The sequence below is a fragment of the Paralimibaculum aggregatum genome, from assembly GCF_030270585.1.
GTDB lineage: Bacteria > Pseudomonadota > Alphaproteobacteria > Rhodobacterales > Rhodobacteraceae > Thermohalobaculum > Thermohalobaculum aggregatum.
Genome location: NZ_BSYI01000050.1, coordinates 1 through 17,621, shown reverse-complemented (window position 1 = coordinate 17,621; position 17,621 = coordinate 1). Strand labels below are relative to the sequence as shown.

Genomic DNA, 17,621 nt, shown 5'->3' with positions numbered 1-17,621 from the left:
CAGACATGGCCGGACATCCCGCTCAGTTCCGAAACGATCCCCGCCCGCTGGCGCGCGATGCCGCGCTGCGGGCCCGCGCCGCGCGGGTGATCCCCGGCGGCATGTGGGGGCACATGAACGCCGCCCGCCTGCCGCAGGGCTACCCGCAGTTCTTCGCCTCGGCCGCCGGCACCCGGCTCCGCGATGTCGACGGCAACGAATACGTGGATTTCATGTGTGCCTTCGGGCCGATGATCCTCGGCTATGGCGACCCGGAGGTCGAGGCCGCGGCGGCGGCGCAGCGCGGCCGGATGGACATCGCCAACGGCCCCGGCGAGGCGCTGGTCGAACTCGCCGAGCTGATGGTCGAGACCGTGCCGGCGGCCGACTGGGCGATGTTCGCCAAGAACGGCACCGATGCCACCACCGCCTGCCTGATGATCGCCCGCGCCGAGACCGGGCGGCGCAAGATCCTCGTCGCCCGCGGCGCCTATCACGGCTCGGCGCCCTGGTGCACGCCCTGGCCCGCCGGCACCACTGCCGAGGACCGGGCGCATCTGCTGCCCTTTGAGTTCAACGATCCCGCCTCGCTGACCGAGGCGGCGGCGGCGGCGGAGGGCGATCTCGCCGGCATCCTCGTCTCCGCCTTCCGCCACGATGCGCGCACCGACCAGGAGCTGACCCGGCCGGACTTCGCCGCCGCCGCCCGCGCGCTGGCCGACCGCCACGGCGCGGCGCTGATCCTCGACGACGTGCGCGCCGGCTTCCGCCTGCATCTCGGCGGCAGCTGGGAGCCGCTCGGCGTGCGCCCCGACCTCGCGGCCTGGAGCAAGGCGCTCGGCAACGGCCATGCCATCGCCGCGGTCACCGGCAACGACGCGATGCGCGCGGCGGCGCAGCGGATCTTCGTCACCGGCTCGTTCTGGTGCGGCGCGGCGGCGATGGCGGCGGCCACGGCGACCCTGCGCAAGCTGCATCGGATCGGCGCCGTGGCGCATATGGAGGCGATGGGGCAGATGCTGCGCGAGGGCATCGCGGCGCAAGCCGCGGCACTCGGGCTGGGGCTGCGCCAGACCGGGCCGGCGCAGCTGCCGATGATGCTCTTCGACGACGACCCCGACCTCGCCAAGGGCAGCCTGTTCTGCGTCACCGCGCTCGACCACGGCGTCTACATGCACCCCTGGCACGACATGTTCCTCTCGGCGGCGCATACCGAGGAGGATATCCGCATCGCCCTCGCCGCCACCCGGAAGGGGCTCGAGGCGGTGGCCCGCGCGCAGCCCTGAAGGAGACGCCGATGACCGAGACCCCAGAGGCCCCAGAGAGCCGGGAGCCGCCGGAGACCGCCGCGGCCGCCATGCCGCCCCGCGCCCCGCGCGACCACAACCGCGCGCCGGGCTTCCTGAGCGACCGCGCCCGCTTCATCCGCAAGGAGACCGTGCGGCTCTCCCGCATCGCCGGGGCCGGGCACTACTCCAGCACCTTCTCCGCCGCCGAGCTCTTCGCCGCGCTCTATTACGGGCATCTCCGCATCGACCCGGCCGACCCGGCCTGGCCCGACCGCGACCGCTTCGTGCTCTCCAAGGGCCATGCCGCGATCGGGCTTTACCCGGTGCTCGGCGATCTCGGCTATTTCGACCCGGCGCTGCTCGACAGCCATACCCGCTTCGGCAGCGCCTTCGGCGACCACCCGGACATGAAGAAGATCCGCGGCATCGATTTCAGCTCCGGCTCGCTCGGGCACGGGCTCTCGGTCGGGGTCGGCATGGCGCTGGCGCTGCGCGTGCAGCGGCGCGGCGCCCGGGTCTTCGTGATGCTCGGCGACGGCGAGCTGGCCGAGGGGCAGATCTGGGAGGCGGCGATGGCGGCGGCGCATTTCCGCCTCGGCGCGCTGGTCGCGATCGTCGACCGCAACGGGCTCTGCATCGACGGCCATACCGAGGAGGTGATGGCGGTGGAGCCGCTCGCCGAGCGCTTCGCCGGCTTCGGCTGGCAGGCGAGCCGGATCGACGGGCATGATTTCGGCGCGATCCTCGGCGCGCTCGACGCGCTGCCGCCGCCGGGCGAGGGCCCGCCGCAGGCGATCATCGCCGACACCGTGAAGGGCCGCGGCGTCGCGATGATGGAGGGCGCGCTCAACTGGCATGTCGGGAACCTCTCCGACGCCGATTACGACGCGGTGATGGCCGAGCTCGATGCCGGGCTCAGGCCGCCTGTCTGGGAGCACGAGCGATGACCGGGGACCCCAGGACGCAGGGCCAGGACCAGAGCGACCTCTTCACCGGCGACGGTTCGGACATCGCCGCCAAGCCCACCGTGCAGGGCACCCCGGCCAGGGCGCTGCCGGCCTTCGTGCTGGGCGAGGAGCTCTCGGCGCTGGCCGATGCCGATCCGCGCATCGTGGTGCTGACCGCCGATCTCGCCTCGGCCAACCGCACGGTGGAGTTCAAGGCGCGCCACCCCGAGCGCTTCTTCGATTTCGGCATCGCCGAGAAGAACATGGTGACCGCCGCCGCCGGCATGGCGGCCTGCGGGCAGATCCCCTTCGCCGCCACCTTCGCGAGCTTTCTCGGCATCCTCTGCGCCGAGCAGATCCGCACCGACTGCGCCTATCCGAACCTGCCGGTGCGGCTGATCGCGCATCATTCCGGGATCTCGATGGGCTATTACGGCACCAGCCACCACGCGCTCGAGGACATCGCGATGATGCGCAGCATCGCCGGGCTGACGGTGGCCTGCCCGGCCGATGCGGCGATGCTGCGGGCGATGCTGCGCGCCTCGCTGGACCTGCCCGGGGCGCTCTATCTCCGGCTCGGGCGCGGGCGCGACCCGGTGGTCTATCCCGAGCCGCCGGCGGATTTCGCCTTCGGCCGGGCCTGGCGGCTGCGCGAGGGGCGCGATCTCGCCATCATCACCACCGGCGCCGAGGTGCGCCCGGTGCTCGACGCCGCCGCGATGCTGGCGGCCGAGGGGATCGAGACGCGGGTGATCGACATGGCCACGGTGAAGCCGCTCGACATCGCCGAGGTGCGCGCCGCCGCCGCCGAGACCGGCGCGGTGCTGACGGTGGAGGAGCACAACCTCACCGGCGGACTCGGCAGCGCCGTGGCGGAGGTGCTGGTGGAGGGGCCGCGGCGGCGCTTCGCCCGCCACGGGGTGCCGGACGAGTTCGCCCCGATCGGCCCGCCGGCGGCGCTCTATGCGCATTACCGGCTGGATGCCGAGGGCATCGCCGCCCGCGCCCGCGAGCTGCTGGCAGCCCCCGCCGCCTGATCCCGGCAGGCCCGGTACCGGCGCTACCCGGTGCCGGGGCCGCCCGGTCCCGGCGCCCGCTCCTGCCGGCGCCCAATCCTGATGGCGCCCGGTCCCGCCGCCGCTTGATCCCGGCGGCGGGCTGGCCTAGCCATGGCCCATGCAGGTTCTCGAGAACGTCATCAGCGACCGCGGCTCGAAATATGCCGTCTCCGGCGGCCCCTGCGCCTCGGCCGAGGAGGCGCGTGCCTTCGTCGGCCGGCTCTGCCGGCGCAAGAAGTTCGCGAAGGCGACGCACAACACCTGGGCGCTGCTCACCGAGGACGGCCCGGTGAAGAACGACGACGGCGAGAGCGGCGCCGGCATGGTGATCCTGCGCATGCTGGAGCGCGCCGAGCTGCGCAACCATGTCGTCGTGGTCACCCGCTGGTTCGGCGGCAAGCATCTCGGCGGCGACCGCTTCCGCCACGTGCAGGACGCGGTGCGGATCTATCTCGCGAGCCGCTGAGCGCCGCGGCGGCAGCGGCAGCGGCAGCGGGCGAATCTTGACCTCTCCCCGGCAATTCCCTAGAGGGTGGAGGCACGCGGGCATGGTGAAATGGTATCACACGAGCCTTCCAAGCTCTTGGTGCGGGTTCGATTCCCGCTGCCCGCTCCAGCCTCCGCTCAGCCGCTCCGGGCGCGCCGCTGCGCCAGCCAGATGCCGCCGAGCACCAGCGCCAGCGACAGCGCGTGGAAGCCGGCGAAGCGCTCGCCGAGGATCAGGATCGCCAGCAGCGGCGAGAACACCGGCACCAGGTTGACATAGACCCCGGCCGGCCCCGGCCCGACCAGATCGACCCCGCGCAGGAAGAACAGCTGCGCCAGGCAGGACGGGAAGATCGCGACATAGAGCGTCACCGCCCAGCCCTCGGGCGTCGGCCAGGGCGGCGCCGAGATCACCGCCTCGGCGAGCCAGAACGGCAGCGAGGTCAGCGCCGCGATGATCGACATCAGCGTGAACAGCGCCCGGCCGGGGATCTTCGGCCGGCGCTGCAGCGCGGTGGTGTAGAAGCCGTAGAACAGGCAGGCCAGCAGCATCAGCCCGTCGCCCGGGCCGATGCCGAGGGTGAACAGCGAGAACGGGCTGCCCGCCGTCGCCACCACCACCACCCCGGCGAGGGTGAGCGCGACGCCGAGCACCTGCACCGCGCCGATCCGCGTGCCATAGGCGAAATAGGCCATCAGCAGCACGAAGACCGGGATCGCGCCCTGCAGGATGCCGATGTTCACCGCGCTGGTCTGCAGCGCCGCGAGATAGAACAGCCCGTTGAAGGCGGTGAAGCCGAGGCTCGCCATCAGCACGATCTCGCGCAGCCGCGGCCGCGCCGTGGGCCAGTGCGCGCGCAGCTCCTTGCCGTAGAGCAGCCAGAGCACCCCGGCCACCAGGATCCAGCGCGCGAAGACCAGCTGGAACGGCGCGATCTCGCCGACCGCCAGCTTGCCGGCGATCGTGTTGCCTGCCCAGAACAGCGTGGTGAGCGCCAGCAGCGCCGGCGGGAGATCGTAAAGGCCAAGGGCCAGGCGACGCAGCATCGGTCGGCCTCGCTGGGAGAAAAGGGGACGCCGCCGCGTGGGAAACGCGGCGGCGCGGAGCGTGGGACGCAGGGTCAGAAGTGGAGCGAGATGTCCTCGTGACCCGAGCGGCAGGCGGCCACGGCGAGCGCCTGGTCGCGGTTCAGCTTGGGCTGCGACCAGACCCCGATGCTGTCGCGCAGCCCGGCCTCGTAGGCCTCGAGCGCCGGCAGCAGGCTGTCGGCCGCGGCCTGGCGCCAGGCCAGCTCCTCGGCATAGGCGGCCTGCGCCTCGTCGAGCGCCGCGTGGATCTCGGCCGGGTCGGGCACGTCGTCGCGATAGGGCTTGCGGGCATCGCGCAGCGCCCCGGTGACGTCCTTGCCGGCCTCGGCGTCGCGGAACAGCGAGGAGAGATCCTTGACCTGCTCCTCCACCGCGGCCGGCCCGTCGGCATCGAGCGCCGCCTTGACCCCGGCGATGGTGCCGTCGAGCTCGGCGAGCTTCGGCGTGAGCCGCAGCAGCGCCATGGTCTCGACCACCGGGTCATAGCCGTCGGTCATCGCCTTGCGGGCCTGGCGGCGCACCGTGGTGTCCTCGCGCAGCACCGCGGCGAACACCTTGTGGCGCTCCTCCCAGTCCGCCGGGATCTCGCCGGTGAGGCGCTCGATCTCCGCCCTGTAGGCGGCGATCTCGGCCTCCATCGCCTCCTTGGCGCCGGGCTCGGGATTCTCCTCGTAGCGCAGCCCGTCGAGCCGGCGCTCGACCGCCACGATATGCTCCTCGGCCTTGCGGATGTCGCGCTCGAGCGCCCGCACCTGGCGGTGGATCGGGCGGTATTCCGGCACCGCCGCATCCACCTTGGCCGCCGCCGCGTCGATCTCCCCGAGCCGGCCGAACACCGAGGCCGCCGATTCGAAGGCATCCTCGAGATCGCCCCGCAGCCTGCGCGGCAGCGCCGAGAGGTCGAGCGCCTGGGCCTTGGCGATCACGCCCTTCAGCTCGGCCTCGCGCTCGTGCAGGTCCTCCGCCAGGAACTCGTCGACGCAGGATTGCAGCAGCGGGTTCACCGGCGGCGGCGCGGTCTCGGACAGCAGCGAGATCCGCTGCGGCAGGTAGTTCACCAGCGGCGGGGTCGAGCCGACGATGCCGAGGGCGATGATCTGCAGCCCGATGAACGGCACCACGCCCTTGTAGATGTCGGTGGTCTTGACCTCCTTCGGCGCCACGCCGCGCAGGTAGAACAGCGCGAAGCCGAAGGGCGGGGTGAGGAAGCTCGACTGGATGTTGAGCCCGATCATCACGCCGAGCCAGACCGCGGTGATGTTGGCCGAGGGGTCCATCAGCAGGATCGGCGCCACGATCGGCACCACCACCACGGCGATCTCGATGAAGTCGAGGAAGAAGCCGAGCAGGAAGATCACCAGCATCACGATGATGAACTGGGTCCAGAACCCGCCGGGCAGCGTGGTCAGGAACTCCTTGACCAGCTCCTCGCCGCCGAAGGCGCGGAACGCCGCGGTCAGCATCGCCGCGCCGAGCAGGATGATGAACACCAGCGAGGTGGTCTTGGCGGTGTCGATCATCACCGAGTTCAGCGTGTCCTCGATGCGGAAGGTGCGCCAGAGCGACCACAGCACCGAGAACACGAAGACCGAGACCGCGATCACCGCCATCACCAGCCCCTGCTCCTGCTCGGGGGTGACGATGTTCTTGATGTTGGTGTCGTAGTTCGCGGTGATCCAGGCGATGGCGACCACCGAGACCACGGCGAGGATCGCCGGGACGAAGGCGTCCCAGTGGCCCGAGCGCAGCCGGTAGCCGGCCATGATGGTGGCGCCGATGGCGCCGACCGCGCCGGCCTGGTTCACCGTGGCGACGCCGGAGATGATCGAGCCGAGCACGACGAAGATCAGCGTCAGCGGCGGCACCAGGATCAGCAGCACGCGGCCGAGCAGGCGGCGGTCGAACTTGCCGTCGAAGGGCACCGCCGGGGCCAGCGAGGGCCGGATCAGCGCCACCACGAGGATGTAGAGCATGAACAGACCGACCAGCACGAGCCCCGGGATCAGCGCGCCCATGAACATGTCGCCCGCCGAGGTCGAGGTCACCGCGAATTCCGACGGCAGCGAGAGCTCGCCGGTGCTCGCCTTGTAGAGATTGGTCCGCGCCGTGCCGGCCTGGTCGACCGCGCTGGCCAGCTGGTCGGCGAGGATGATCAGCACGATCGAGGGCGGGATGATCTGCCCCAGCGTGCCCGAGGCGGCGATGGTGCCGGTGGAGAGCGGCATCGAGTAGCCGTTGCGCATCATCGCCGGCAGCGAGATCAGCCCCATCGCCACCACGGTGGCGCCGAGGATGCCGGTGGTCGCGGCCAGCAGCGCGCCGACGAAGACCACCGAGATGCCGAGCCCGCCGGGGATCGGGCCGAACAGCTGCGCCATGGTGACCAGCAGGTCCTCCGCGATCTTCGAGCGCTGGAGCATGATGCCCATGAACACGAAGAGCGGGATGGCTATCAGCGTGTCGCGTTCGACCTCCCAGTAGACGCCGCGGAAGTTGGTGACGCCGGCGGAGAGCCATTCCGACGGCCCGCCCTGGGCGAAATAGGCGCCCGAGGAGCTCTCGAACAGCAGGCCGGCGCCGGCGGCGACGAGGATCGTCACGATCGCCGAGCCGGGCAGCGCGAAGGCCACCGGGAAGCCCGAGGCCAGGGCCGCCGCCATCAGGAAGACGAGCAGCGCGAGAAAGACGAGTTCCATGGGTCAGACCTCCGTGATCTGGTCTTCGCCGTGGACGTGGTGCGCATGCCCGCCGGGCACGCCCTGCCAGTCCGCCCAGCTTTCCAGCAGATAGGCGCAGAACTGGATCATCATGCTCACCCCGAAGATCGCGAGGAAGCCGGCCATCAGGTATTTCACATACATGCCGAAGCCCGACTGCGTGATCTCGAGGCTCTGCAGCGGCGCGTTGATGATCGAGGATTTGGTGGCCATCCCGAGATACAGGATCACCCAGCAGAACAGGATGCCCATGATCAGGCAGCCGATCACGTTGACCGCGCCCTGCGCCCGGGTGCTCAGCGAGGCATAGACCACGTCGACGCGGACATGCCCGTCCTCGACCAGCGTGTAGGCCGAGGCGAACAGGAACAGCGCGCCGTACCAGAAGCGCACGAGATCGCCCTGGAAGGCCTGCTCGTAGGAGAAGATGAAGCGCGAGATCACGATCGCCAGCTCGGCCAGCACCACCAGCACCGCGAGCCAGTGGAAGCCCAGCGTGCGCGTCACCAGCGCCAGCACCAGCGCGATGCCGACCAGCGGCATGTGCAGCTGCGGCGCCCGGCTCTCGTTGTAGCCCCAGGCGCTGGCCACGTCCGCGCCGACGAACTCGGCGAGATAGCCCTCGACCCGCATGAACGAGACCACGATGTCGGCGAGCCCGACCAGCAGCACCATCCAGAACGAGGCGCGGATGATGAAGCGCACGATGCCCGACATGATCTCGGCATCGGCGCGCAGCGGCTGGTCCGGGCTGCGGCTGACATAGAGCATCGGCAGCAGCAGCGCCGCGCCGTAGAGCCCGAGCTGCACCGCCGCCAGCGCGAGGCCCGTGCCGTCGAGCTCGCCGGCGCGCAGCAGCAGCGCATCGCCCCCCGGCCAGTCCTGCCAGAAGGTCAGATAGTTGTTGATAAGGAAGGCGAAGGTCGCGGCGACTACGGCCCAGGCGAAGATCCGGAGCGGTTTCGGCGGCCGCGGCGCCGTCGTCGATACGTCAGTCACGGAGACTTGCCCCCCTTGGCGGGCGCTCTTGACGGCGCCTCGGAAACGAAACGCGGGGCAGGCAGCACCGCCCACCCCGCAAGACTGGATTGCCCGCGATCAGCCGATGCCGACGACCGCGTTGCGCTTGATCGAGTAGGCGACGTCGGAGATCGCCATCCAGCCGCCGATCTCCTTGCGCGCCTTGAGCGTGCTGTCGAAGATCCGCGCGGCCAGGTCGGAGTGGTCGCGAGCCTCCTCGATGACCTCTTCCGCGGCCTCGCCGAAGGCCTCGTAGACGTCGTCGTTGAACTCGCGCAGCTCGACGCCGTGCTCGTTGACCAGCCGCTCGAGGAACCGGCCGTTCTCGGCGTTGGTCTCGGCCATCTGCCGGGCGTTCTCCTCGTTGCAGGCCGACTCGATGATCGCCTGGTCGGTCTTCGAGAGGCTGCCCCACCAGCTGGCGTTCATGCCCATGCAGAGCTGCGAGCCCGGCTCGTGCATGCCCGGCCAGTAGTAGTACTTGGCGGCCTCGTAGAACTTCATGAAGTAGTCGTTGTAGGGGCCGACCCACTCGGTCGCGTCGACCGCGCCGGAGACCAGGTTCTCGTAGATCTGGCTGCCCGGCAGCGAGACCGGCGAGGCGCCGAGCTTGGAGAGCACGTCGCCGCCGAGGCCGGGGATACGCATCTTGAGGCCCTTGAGGTCGTCCGGGCTCTCGATCTCCTTGTTGAACCAGCCACCCATCTGCACGCCGGTGTTGCCGCAGGGGAAGCCCTTGAGACCGAACTCGCCGGCCAGCTCGTCATAGAGCTCCTGGCCGCCGGCATATTTCATCCAGGCGTCGATCTCGGTGTAGGTCAGGCCGAAGGGGATCGCGGTGAACGGCGCCCAGCCCGGGTGCTTGCCCTTCCAGTAGTAGTCCGCGCCGATATAGGCCTGCGCGTTGCCGGAGGCGACCTCGTCGAAGCTGTCGAAGGCCCCGACCCGCTCGCCGGAGGCGAAGTACTGGGTCTGGATCCGGCCATCGGTGACCTCGGAGAGCCGGGCGGCGAGACGCTGGGCACTGATGCCGAGGCCGGGGAAGTCACGCGGCCAGGTCGAGACGATGACCATCTCGATACGGCCCTGCGCAACCGCCGGGGCGGCGAGACCGGTGGCAGCGGCCGCACCGGCCCCCACGCCGGCGGTCCTGATAAACGAACGACGATCCATTGCGTCCTCCCTGGGATCTCTGTTCTCCAAGGCCGCGTTATCGCGACCGGTGCAGCACCATATTATAGCGTCCGACGAATTGCCAAGGCGATCGGGCGCCCTCTGGCCCGGTCAGGCCGCGGTTTTTGGTCCTAGTCCGGCAAACTGCCTAAATGTGCGGCAGGATGGGCGATTTCGGGCAGCCGAATCGCCGGCGTCCAGCCGGCGATCGCGGCCGCCAGCGCCCGGCCGACGAGATGCGCGAGGGCGAAACCGATCTTGTAGCCCCCGGCCGCCAGAAGGATCTCCGGCGCCCCCGGCAGCGCCCCGGCGATCGGCCCCGGCCCCGGCGCCCGCGGCCGGATCCCGGCCCAGCGCCGCAGCACCGGCGCCCCGGCCAGCGCCGGCGAGACCGCCCGGGCCCGCGCAATCACCGCGTCGAGCGCGGAATCCGGGCCCTCGCTCACCCAATCGTGTTCCGAGGTCGCGCCCACCGCGGTGCCGCCGGCATGGCCGACGATGTAGAGCCCCGGCGCGCCGACCAGCGGCAGCCCCGGGTCGAGCCGCACCCCCAGCACCGCCGCCTGCCCCTTCACCCCGCGCGGCGGCGCGAGGCCGGCGAGGGCGAGGCTCTCCCAGCCGGCCGCGACGACGATATGCCGCGCCGCCAGCCGGCCCCGGTCGAACCGCGCGGCGCCGGGCTCGAGGCCGCGACAGTGCCAGCCCTCCAGCACCCGGCCCCGGCGCCGCACCGCCGCCGCCAGCGCCGCGAGATAGCGCGGCGGGTCGATCCGCGCGGTCAGCGTGTCCTCGGCGATCCCGGCCGGCGCCGCCGCCGCCGCCACCAGCCCGGCCAGCCGCGCCGGCACCCGCTCGTGCAGCCGCACCTCGCCGAGGCCGCGCCAGAGCGCCGCGGCATGGCCGGCCTGCGCCGCGGCCCGGGCCCGCGCCGCGGCATCGGCGAGCGGGCGCACCCGGCCGCAGCGGACATAGCCGGTGGCCAGCCCGGTCTCCGCCTCCAGCGCCGCGATCTCGGCCGGCAGCGCCGCCAGCCCGTCGAGCTGCAGCGCCTTCAGCGCGGTCTGCGCCGCCGGCGGCCCGGGCTCGTGCGGCGCCAGCGCCCCCACCGGCGTCGCGCTGGCGCCCGCGCCCAGCGCCCCGCGCTCGGCCAGCACGGTGTCGAGCCCGAGCGCCAGGCAGGCCCGCGCGCACCAGAGGCCGAACACCCCGCCGCCGATCACCAGCACCTCGCTCACATGCCGCCCCCCTTGCCTTCGCGCCGCCGCCGCGCCAGAGCAGTCCGATGGCCGGGGACGCTAGCGAGCGCGGGATCGAATGGCGAGACGGCAATCTGCCGGTCTCGACCCGTTTCGGCGACCCCTACTATTCCGCCGACGACGGGCTCGCCGAGACCCGCCACGTGTTCCTCGCCGGCAACGACCTGGCGCGGCGGTTCTCCGGCGCCGCCGGCTTCGCCGTCGCCGAGCTCGGCTTCGGCACCGGGCTCGGCTTCCTCGCCGCCTGGGCGCTCTGGCGCGAACGCGCCGCGCCGGGCGCCGAGCTCGCCTTCACCTCCTTCGAGATCGCGCCGCTGGCCGCCACCGAGATGGCCCGCGCGCTGGCCCCCTGGCCCGAGCTCGCCCCGCTCGCCGCCGAGCTCCTCGCCGGCTGGCGCGGCGGCGGCAGCCTGGCGCTGCCCGGCGCCCGGCTCGAGGTGATCCTCGGCGATGCACGTGAAACCCTGCCGCGCTGGGGCGGGCGGGCCGAGGCCTGGTTCCTCGACGGCTTCGCCCCGGCGCGCAACCCCGAGCTCTGGGAGCCGGCGCTGCTGGCCGAGGTGTTCGCGCACACCGCGCCGGGCGGCAGCCTCGCCACCTATTCCGCGGCCGGCCATGTCCGGCGCGGCCTGCAGGCCGCCGGCTTCCGCATGGCGAAGCGCCCCGGCTACGGCCGCAAGCGCGAGATGCTCGCCGGCAGCCGCCCCGGCGGCTGAGTCGCCGCGCCGCTCAGGGCGGTCGGCTGGCGCCCCCGAGCGGCCCCCCGATCCGCATCCGATCCGCGCCCGGATGGATTCTTCTCAACATTGTTCTATACAACTGATTTAATTCATCGGAAATTTTCGGTGATTTGCGTCAACTTGGACCGGTCTCAAGATCTTGCGTTTACCTTTCGTTAAGAGACGAAATGCATGTTGGACATAGCCGGAACCCAACACAAGAACGAGGCGGGCATGGACGACCGAGAATCGGCTCAGGGTGGGGCACAGCGCGTGGACGAGGTTCTCGCCTCGATCCGCATGCCTCTCGAGAACGTGGAATTCACGATCGAGCAGTTCCTGCTCGAGAACGGCTGCCGCCTGGACGTCCAGACACGGATCCTGCTCGCCGGGGTGCGCGACTGCGTCGCCCGGGTCGCGGTCTCGACCCGGCGGCTGGAGGCGCAGCAGGGCGCCGCCCTGCCGCCGCCCCGGCGGCGCAGCGCCGCCTGAGCCGCCCGGCCTCGCGGAGGTGGCCTCGCGGAGGTGGCCTCGCGGGGAGCGGCCGGCGGGCCGCCGCCCCTTGCCAGCCGGGCGGATTCGCGTATGAGCCGGCGGAGGCCGCATCGCCAGGGCGCGGCCGGGCGGGGCGGCAGCGGAGGCGCGAGATGGCGGCGGAAGGCATCCGGAGCGGCGGGTCGGCTGCGGGCGCGGCAACCGGCGGGTCTGCGGGCGCGGCAACGGGCGGCCGCGCGCTGCCGCGGATGCTGCTCGGGCTCGACACCGGCGGCACCTATACCGATGCGGTGCTGGTCGATGCCGACCGGCTGGAGCATGGCCCGGCGGCGGTGGTCGCCAGCGCCAAGCGGCTGACCACGCCGGGGGATCTGGCCCGCGGGCTCGGCGCGGCGATGCAGGCGGTGCTGGCCGAGGCCGGCGCCTCGCCGGCGGAGATCGGGCTGGTCTCGCTCTCCACCACGCTCGCCACCAATGCGCTCGTCGAGGGCCAGGGCGGGCGCGCCGGGCTGGTGGCGATCGGCTTCGAGGCGGCGGACCTGGCCCGCCAGGGGCTCGACCGGGCGCTCGACGACGCGCCGCTGATCCGCATCGCCGGCGGCCACGACGCCAGCGGCGCGCAGGCCGCGCCGCTCGACCTCGCGGCGCTCGAGGCCGGGCTCGCCGAGACCCTCGCCGGCACCCCGGCGGAGGCCTATGCCGTCTGCGGGCTGTTCGCGGTGCGCAACCCGGCGCACGAGCTCGCCGCCGCCGAGCGCATCCGCGCGCTGACCGGGCGCCCGGTGACCTGCTCGCACCTGCTCTCGGCCCGGGTCGGCGGGCCGCGGCGGGCGCTCACCGCGCTGCTCAACGCCCGCCTCACCCCGATGATCGACCGGCTGATCCGCGCCACCGAGGCGCGCGCCGCGGCGCTCGGCATCGCCGCGCCGATGATGGTGGTGCGCGGCGATGGCGCGCTGGTCTCGGCCGGCTTCGCGCGCGAGCGCCCGATCGAGACCATCCTCTCGGGCCCGGCGGCGAGCCTGGTCGGCGCCGGCTGGCTGACCGGGCTGGCCGATGCGCTGGTCTCCGATATCGGCGGCACCACCACCGACATCGCGGTGCTGCGCGGCGGCCGGCCCCGGCTCGACCCGGACGGCGCCTCGGTCGGCGGGCACCGCACCATGGTCGAGGCGGTGGCGATGGCGACGCACGGGCTCGGCGGCGACAGCCGGGTGAGCCTGGTCGAGGCGGCGGACGGGCCCGGCATCGTGCTCGGGCCGCGGCGCGCGCTGCCGGTGTCGCTGCTGGCCACCGAGCACCCCGCGCTGGTCCACGAGGCGCTGGCGCGGCAGGCGGCGGCGCCGCGCGCCGATGCGCTGCACGGGGTGTTCCTGCTGGCGCCGGTGCCGGCGGCCGGGCTCGCCGGCGCCGAGGCCGCGGTGATGGCACGCCTCGCCGAGCGCCCGGAGGCCGCCGACAAGCTCACCGCCGACCGCAAGCTCGGCCAGGCGGCGCGCCGGCTCGAGGCGCGCGGGCTGATCCGCCGGGCCGCGCTCACCCCCTCCGACGCCGCCCATGTGCTCGGCCTGCAATCGGGCTGGGACGCCGCCGCCGCCCGCGCCGCCGCGGCGCTCTTCGCCCGCCAGCGCCGCACCGACGGGAACGCCCTCGCCGACGGCCCCGAGGCGCTGGCCCGGATGATCGTCGCGCGGCTGACCCGGCGCTCGGCCGAGCTGGTGCTCGAGACCGCGCTGCAGGAGGACGGGCTGCCGCCGGGGCTCGCGGTCTCGCCGCTCGCCGCCGCGGCGCTGGAGCGCCATCGCGGGCTCGCCGCGCCGGCGCTGCCGCTCACCGTGCCGCTGATCGGGCTCGGGGCCAGCGCGCCGACCTATTATCCGGCGGTGGCGGAGATGCTGGGGGCGGAGAACGCGGTGCCGCCGCATGCCGGGGTCGCCAATGCGGTGGGCGCGGTGGTCGGCGGCGTGCGGCTCAGCCTCACCGCCGTGGTCACGGCGCCCGGCGAGGGCCGCTTCCGCGCGCATCTGCCGGACGGCCCGGAGGATTTCCCCGATGCCGGGGCGGCCGAGGCGGCGCTGACCGGCGCGCTCACCGACCGGCTCCGCGCCCAGGCGCTGGCGGCCGGCGCCGATGCGCCGGAATTCGCCCACCGCATCGCCCGCCGCGAGGCCACCATCGAGGGCAAGCGGCAATATGTCGAGGGCGAAATCACCGTCACCGCCACCGGCCGCCCGCGCCTCGCCGAGACCGCCCCGGAGGGCACCCGCCGATGAGCCTGACCACCGGCCCGATCGCGCCCGCCGCGCTGGAGCGCTGGATCCCCGAGATCGCCCGCCTGCGCATCGCGGTGTTCCGCGCCTTCCCCTATCTCTATGACGGCGACATGGACTACGAGGCGCGCTATCTCGCCGCCTATCGCGAGAGCCCGGGCGCCGTGGTGGTCGGCGCCTGGGACGGCGGGCGGCTGGTCGGCTGCGCCACCGGCACGCCGCTGGAGGACCATGCCGGCGAGTTCGGCGCGCCCTTCGCCGCCGCCGGCATCCCGCTCGAGACGGTGTTCTACAACGCCGAATCGGTGCTGCTGCCGGAATATCGCGGGCGCGGCGTCGGCCATGCCTTCTTCGACCACCGCGAGGCCCATGCCCGGACGCTCGGGCGGCGCCATGCCGCGTTCTGCGCGGTGCTGCGCCCGGACGATCACCCGGCCCGGCCGGCGGGCTACGCCCCGCTCGACCCGTTCTGGCGCAAGCGCGGCTACGCGCCGATGCCGGCCGGGCGCACCGGCTTCTCCTGGAAGGATGTCGGCGCCGCGGCGGAGACCGAGAAGCCGATGCAGTTCTGGCTCCGGGAGCTCTGAGCGCCGTGCTCTCCTACCAGCACGCCTATCACGCCGGGAACCCGGCCGACCTGCACAAGCACGCGGCGCTGGCGGCGCTGCTCGCGCTGCTCACCCGCAAGCCGCGGCCGGTCAGCTATCTCGAGAGCCATGCCGGGCGCGGGCTCTACGATCTCGACAGCGCCGAGGCGCGCAAGACCGGCGAGGCGGCGGCGGGGATCGGGCGGGCGGCGCCGGCCGGGCCCTATGCCGCGGCGCTGGCGGCGGTGCGCGCGGCGCACGGGCCGCGCGCCTATCCCGGCTCGCCGGCGATCGCGCGGGCGCTGCTGCGGCCGCAGGACCGGCTCACCCTCTGCGAGCTGCACCCGGCCGAACATGCCGCGCTGGGCCGCGCGCTCGGCGGCGCGGGCGTTGCGATCCACCGCCGCGACGGGCATGAAGGGCTGCTGGCGCTGACCCCGCCGAAGCCGCGCCGCGGGCTGGCGCTGATCGACCCCTCCTACGAGGTCAAGGAGGAATACGCGCAGGCCGCCGAGACCTTCCTCGGCGTGGTGGCGCGCTGGCCGGAGGGCGTCGCCGCGCTCTGGTACCCGGTGCTGCCGGCGGGGCGGCACCGCGCGATGCTGGCGCGGCTGCGGGCCGCGCTGCCGGGGCTGACGGTGGCCGAGATGCGCCTGCTGGCGCCGCCGGCCCGCGGCATGCAGGGCGCCGGGCTGGCGCTCGCCGGCACGCCGCACGGCACGGCGGCGGCGCTGGCCGAGGCCTGGGCGCCGTTTGCCGGGATCTTCGGCCCGGCCTGAACCGCCGGGCGCGAACCACAGGAAAGGGAGACGAGCGATGGACTGGGTGATCGATCCGCCGGAGACCCCGGCGCTGCCGGTGCGCGGCAGCGCGGCGATGTTCCCGGTGCGCCGGATCTACTGCATCGGGCGCAACTATGCCGAGCACACCCGCGAGATGGGCGGCGACCCGGACCGCGAGCCGCCCTTCTTCTTCCAGAAGAACCCGGGCGACATCGCCACCGACGGGCGCTTCCCCTATCCGCCGAAATCCGCCGACGTGCACCACGAGATCGAGATGGTGGTGGCGCTCGGCAGCGGCGGCCGCGACATCCCGGAGGCGGCGGCGCTGGACCATGTCTGGGGCTATGCCGTGGGGCTCGACATGACCCGGCGCGACCTGCAGGGCGAGGCCAAGGAACGGCGGCGGCCCTGGGAGGTCGGCAAGGCCTTCGCCGCCTCGGCGCCGCTCGGCGCGCTGGTGCCGGCGGCCGAGATCGGCCACCCGGCGGCCGGCGCGATCCGGCTGACGGTGAACGGCGCGGTGCGCCAGCAAGGCGATCTCGGGCAGATGATCTGGTCGGTGCCGGAGCAGATCGCGATCCTGTCGGAATATTTCACCCTGGCGCCGGGCGACCTTATCATGTCCGGCACCCCGGCCGGGGTCGGCCCGGTGGCCCGCGGCGACCGCATGCTGGCAGAGATCGACAGCCTCGGCCAGCTCGAGGTGCAGGTGGTCTGACCCGGGAGGGCGGCGCCCCCCCCGGCGCACGGCCCTCGCCCGTTCCCCCCGGCGCAGTGCCCCGGCGCGGGGCCGTCGCGCCCCCACCCCAGTCAGTGCCCTGGCGCGGGGCCCCCCGGTGCGGCGCCCCGGTGCGGCGCCCCGGCGCGGGGCCCCGAGGCGGTGCCTCCGGTGCCCCGCTCTGGCGCCAGGCCCCCGGGCGGTCCCCCGGCGCGGGGCCGCCGGTCCGGCGCCTTGGCGCGGGGCCTCCGATGCATTGCCCTGGTGCAGGATCTCCGGCGCGGCGTCCAGGCACGAGGCCCCCGGGCGCCGCGCCCTGCCGCGGGGCCGTCAGTGCAGCGTCCCGACGCGGGGCCTCCGGTGCAGTGCCCTGGCCCGGGGCCTCGACGCGGGGCCTCGGGTGCGCTGCCGTGGTGCGGGCTTCCGACCCAGCATCCTGTCGCGAGGCTTCCGGCGGGGCGCCCTGGCGCGGGGCCTCCAGTGCAGCGACATGGTGCAGGCCCTCCGGTGCAATGTCCTGTCGCGGCGCCCCGGCGCGGCGCCCCGGTGCAGGACTTCCGGCGCCGCATCCTGTCGCGAGGCTTTCGGCTCGGCGCCCCGGTGCAGGGCCTCCGGTGCGGTGTCCTGTAGCAGGGCCTCCGGCACGGCGCCCTGGCATGAGGCTTCCGGCGCGGCGCCCTGACTAGGAGCCTCCAGTGCAGCGTTCTGGTGCAGGGCCTCCGGCGCAGCGCCCTGACGGGGGCCTCCGGTGCGGTGCCCTGGTGCAGGGCTTCCGGTGCAGTGTCTTGGCGCGCAGCCTCCGGCGCGGTGTTCTGGCGCTCGGCCTCTGCGCGGTGTTCTCGGTGCAGTATCCCGGTGCGGCGCTCCGGCGCGGGGCTTCGGTGCGGCGCGCTGGCGCGGGGCCTCCGGTGCGGGGCACTGGCGCGGGGCTGCCCGGTGCGGGCCCGGGCCGATGCCGCGGCGGGCGCCTGTGGCCGGGGCCGCCCCGGCGCGCCCCGCCCCTGCACCGGCGCGGCGGCTGCGGGGGCATCGTGGC

The 17,621-nt window shown here is 73.5% G+C and carries 15 protein-coding genes and 1 tRNA gene; 11 read left to right on the top strand and 5 right to left on the bottom strand.

What is annotated here, in order from left to right:
- Window positions 1-5: 5 nt before the first annotated feature.
- The 5 genes from QSJ97_RS21330 (at window position 6) to QSJ97_RS21310 (ending at window position 3,889) form a co-directional block, all read left to right on the top strand.
- A complete protein-coding gene (locus tag QSJ97_RS21330) occupies window positions 6-1,265 on the top strand; it encodes an aminotransferase class III-fold pyridoxal phosphate-dependent enzyme (RefSeq protein WP_285674309.1) in 1,260 nt (419 codons plus the stop codon).
- A gap of 11 nt (window positions 1,266-1,276) precedes the next feature.
- Entirely contained in the window at window positions 1,277-2,215 is a 939-nt protein-coding gene (locus tag QSJ97_RS21325) for a transketolase (RefSeq protein WP_285674308.1), read from the top strand.
- Window positions 2,212-3,252, top strand: coding sequence for a transketolase family protein (locus QSJ97_RS21320; protein ID WP_285674307.1), 1,041 nt, complete (start codon window positions 2,212-2,214; stop codon window positions 3,250-3,252). Before QSJ97_RS21325 ends, QSJ97_RS21320 begins: the two co-directional genes overlap by 4 nt.
- A gap of 139 nt (window positions 3,253-3,391) precedes the next feature.
- A complete protein-coding gene (locus tag QSJ97_RS21315; RefSeq protein ID WP_285674306.1) occupies window positions 3,392-3,739 on the top strand; it encodes a YigZ family protein in 348 nt (115 codons plus the stop codon).
- A 76-nt stretch (window positions 3,740-3,815) separates the two neighbouring features.
- Window positions 3,816-3,889, top strand: a tRNA-Gly gene (locus tag QSJ97_RS21310).
- An 8-nt stretch (window positions 3,890-3,897) separates the two neighbouring features.
- Here QSJ97_RS21310 and QSJ97_RS21305 read toward each other — a convergent pair.
- The 5 genes from QSJ97_RS21305 to QSJ97_RS21285 form a co-directional block, all read right to left on the bottom strand.
- Window positions 3,898-4,806, bottom strand: coding sequence for a DMT family transporter (locus QSJ97_RS21305; RefSeq protein WP_285674305.1), 909 nt, complete (start codon window positions 4,804-4,806; stop codon window positions 3,898-3,900).
- Between the two features lie 74 nt (window positions 4,807-4,880).
- The gene (locus QSJ97_RS21300; RefSeq protein ID WP_285674303.1) at window positions 4,881-7,544 is read right to left on the bottom strand and encodes a TRAP transporter large permease; all 2,664 of its coding nucleotides are present in this window, start codon (window positions 7,542-7,544) and stop codon (window positions 4,881-4,883) included.
- A 3-nt stretch (window positions 7,545-7,547) separates the two neighbouring features.
- A complete protein-coding gene (locus tag QSJ97_RS21295; RefSeq protein ID WP_285674301.1) occupies window positions 7,548-8,564 on the bottom strand; it encodes a TRAP transporter small permease subunit in 1,017 nt (338 codons plus the stop codon).
- Window positions 8,565-8,663: 99 nt separating this feature from the next.
- A complete protein-coding gene (locus tag QSJ97_RS21290) occupies window positions 8,664-9,758 on the bottom strand; it encodes a TRAP transporter substrate-binding protein (protein ID WP_285674299.1) in 1,095 nt (364 codons plus the stop codon).
- Window positions 9,759-9,889: 131 nt separating this feature from the next.
- Window positions 9,890-10,993: an NAD(P)/FAD-dependent oxidoreductase gene (locus tag QSJ97_RS21285; protein ID WP_285674298.1), complete on the bottom strand. Its 1,104-nt coding sequence runs from the start codon at window positions 10,991-10,993 to the stop codon at window positions 9,890-9,892.
- Between the two features lie 47 nt (window positions 10,994-11,040).
- On the opposite strand from QSJ97_RS21285, the gene mnmC2 reads away from it, so the two are divergent.
- The 6 genes from mnmC2 (at window position 11,041) to QSJ97_RS21255 (ending at window position 16,585) form a co-directional block, all read left to right on the top strand.
- Window positions 11,041-11,730 (top strand): tRNA (5-methylaminomethyl-2-thiouridine)(34)-methyltransferase MnmC2, encoded by a 690-nt coding sequence (mnmC2, locus tag QSJ97_RS21280; RefSeq protein WP_285674296.1) that lies wholly within the window; start codon window positions 11,041-11,043, stop codon window positions 11,728-11,730.
- A 237-nt stretch (window positions 11,731-11,967) separates the two neighbouring features.
- Window positions 11,968-12,225, top strand: a complete 258-nt coding sequence (locus QSJ97_RS21275; protein ID WP_285674293.1) for a hypothetical protein — start codon at window positions 11,968-11,970, stop codon at window positions 12,223-12,225.
- A gap of 251 nt (window positions 12,226-12,476) precedes the next feature.
- On the top strand, window positions 12,477-14,501 hold the full coding sequence (locus tag QSJ97_RS21270) for a hydantoinase/oxoprolinase N-terminal domain-containing protein (RefSeq protein ID WP_285674341.1): 2,025 nt from the start codon (window positions 12,477-12,479) through the stop codon (window positions 14,499-14,501).
- Window positions 14,498-15,085 carry a GNAT family N-acetyltransferase gene (locus QSJ97_RS21265; protein WP_285674292.1) on the top strand — a complete coding sequence of 196 codons (588 nt, stop codon included), beginning with the start codon at window positions 14,498-14,500 and terminating at the stop codon, window positions 15,083-15,085. The genes QSJ97_RS21270 and QSJ97_RS21265 overlap by 4 nt, the downstream gene beginning before the upstream one ends.
- Window positions 15,086-15,090: 5 nt before the next feature.
- On the top strand, window positions 15,091-15,864 hold the full coding sequence (rlmJ, locus tag QSJ97_RS21260; protein WP_285674291.1) for a 23S rRNA (adenine(2030)-N(6))-methyltransferase RlmJ: 774 nt from the start codon (window positions 15,091-15,093) through the stop codon (window positions 15,862-15,864).
- Between the two features lie 37 nt (window positions 15,865-15,901).
- Window positions 15,902-16,585 (top strand): fumarylacetoacetate hydrolase family protein, encoded by a 684-nt coding sequence (locus QSJ97_RS21255; protein WP_285674290.1) that lies wholly within the window; start codon window positions 15,902-15,904, stop codon window positions 16,583-16,585.
- Window positions 16,586-17,621: the final 1,036 nt, after the last annotated feature.

Excerpts from the sequence above, each read along its gene's own strand:
- QSJ97_RS21330 (WP_285674309.1), top strand. The coding sequence starts at position 6 with ATGGCCGGACATCCCGCTCAGTTCCGAAACGATCCCCGCCCGCTGGCG.
- QSJ97_RS21325 (WP_285674308.1), top strand. The coding sequence starts at position 1,277 with ATGACCGAGACCCCAGAGGCCCCAGAGAGCCGGGAGCCGCCGGAGACC.
- QSJ97_RS21320 (WP_285674307.1), top strand. The coding sequence starts at position 2,212 with ATGACCGGGGACCCCAGGACGCAGGGCCAGGACCAGAGCGACCTCTTC.
- QSJ97_RS21315 (WP_285674306.1), top strand. The coding sequence starts at position 3,392 with ATGCAGGTTCTCGAGAACGTCATCAGCGACCGCGGCTCGAAATATGCC.
- QSJ97_RS21305 (WP_285674305.1), bottom strand. The coding sequence starts at position 4,806 with ATGCTGCGTCGCCTGGCCCTTGGCCTTTACGATCTCCCGCCGGCGCTG.
- QSJ97_RS21300 (WP_285674303.1), bottom strand. The coding sequence starts at position 7,544 with ATGGAACTCGTCTTTCTCGCGCTGCTCGTCTTCCTGATGGCGGCGGCC.
- QSJ97_RS21290 (WP_285674299.1), bottom strand. The coding sequence starts at position 9,758 with ATGGATCGTCGTTCGTTTATCAGGACCGCCGGCGTGGGGGCCGGTGCG.
- mnmC2 (WP_285674296.1), top strand. The coding sequence starts at position 11,041 with ATGGCCGGGGACGCTAGCGAGCGCGGGATCGAATGGCGAGACGGCAAT.
- QSJ97_RS21275 (WP_285674293.1), top strand. The coding sequence starts at position 11,968 with ATGGACGACCGAGAATCGGCTCAGGGTGGGGCACAGCGCGTGGACGAG.
- QSJ97_RS21270 (WP_285674341.1), top strand. The coding sequence starts at position 12,477 with ATGCTGCTCGGGCTCGACACCGGCGGCACCTATACCGATGCGGTGCTG.
- QSJ97_RS21265 (WP_285674292.1), top strand. The coding sequence starts at position 14,498 with ATGAGCCTGACCACCGGCCCGATCGCGCCCGCCGCGCTGGAGCGCTGG.
- QSJ97_RS21255 (WP_285674290.1), top strand. The coding sequence starts at position 15,902 with ATGGACTGGGTGATCGATCCGCCGGAGACCCCGGCGCTGCCGGTGCGC.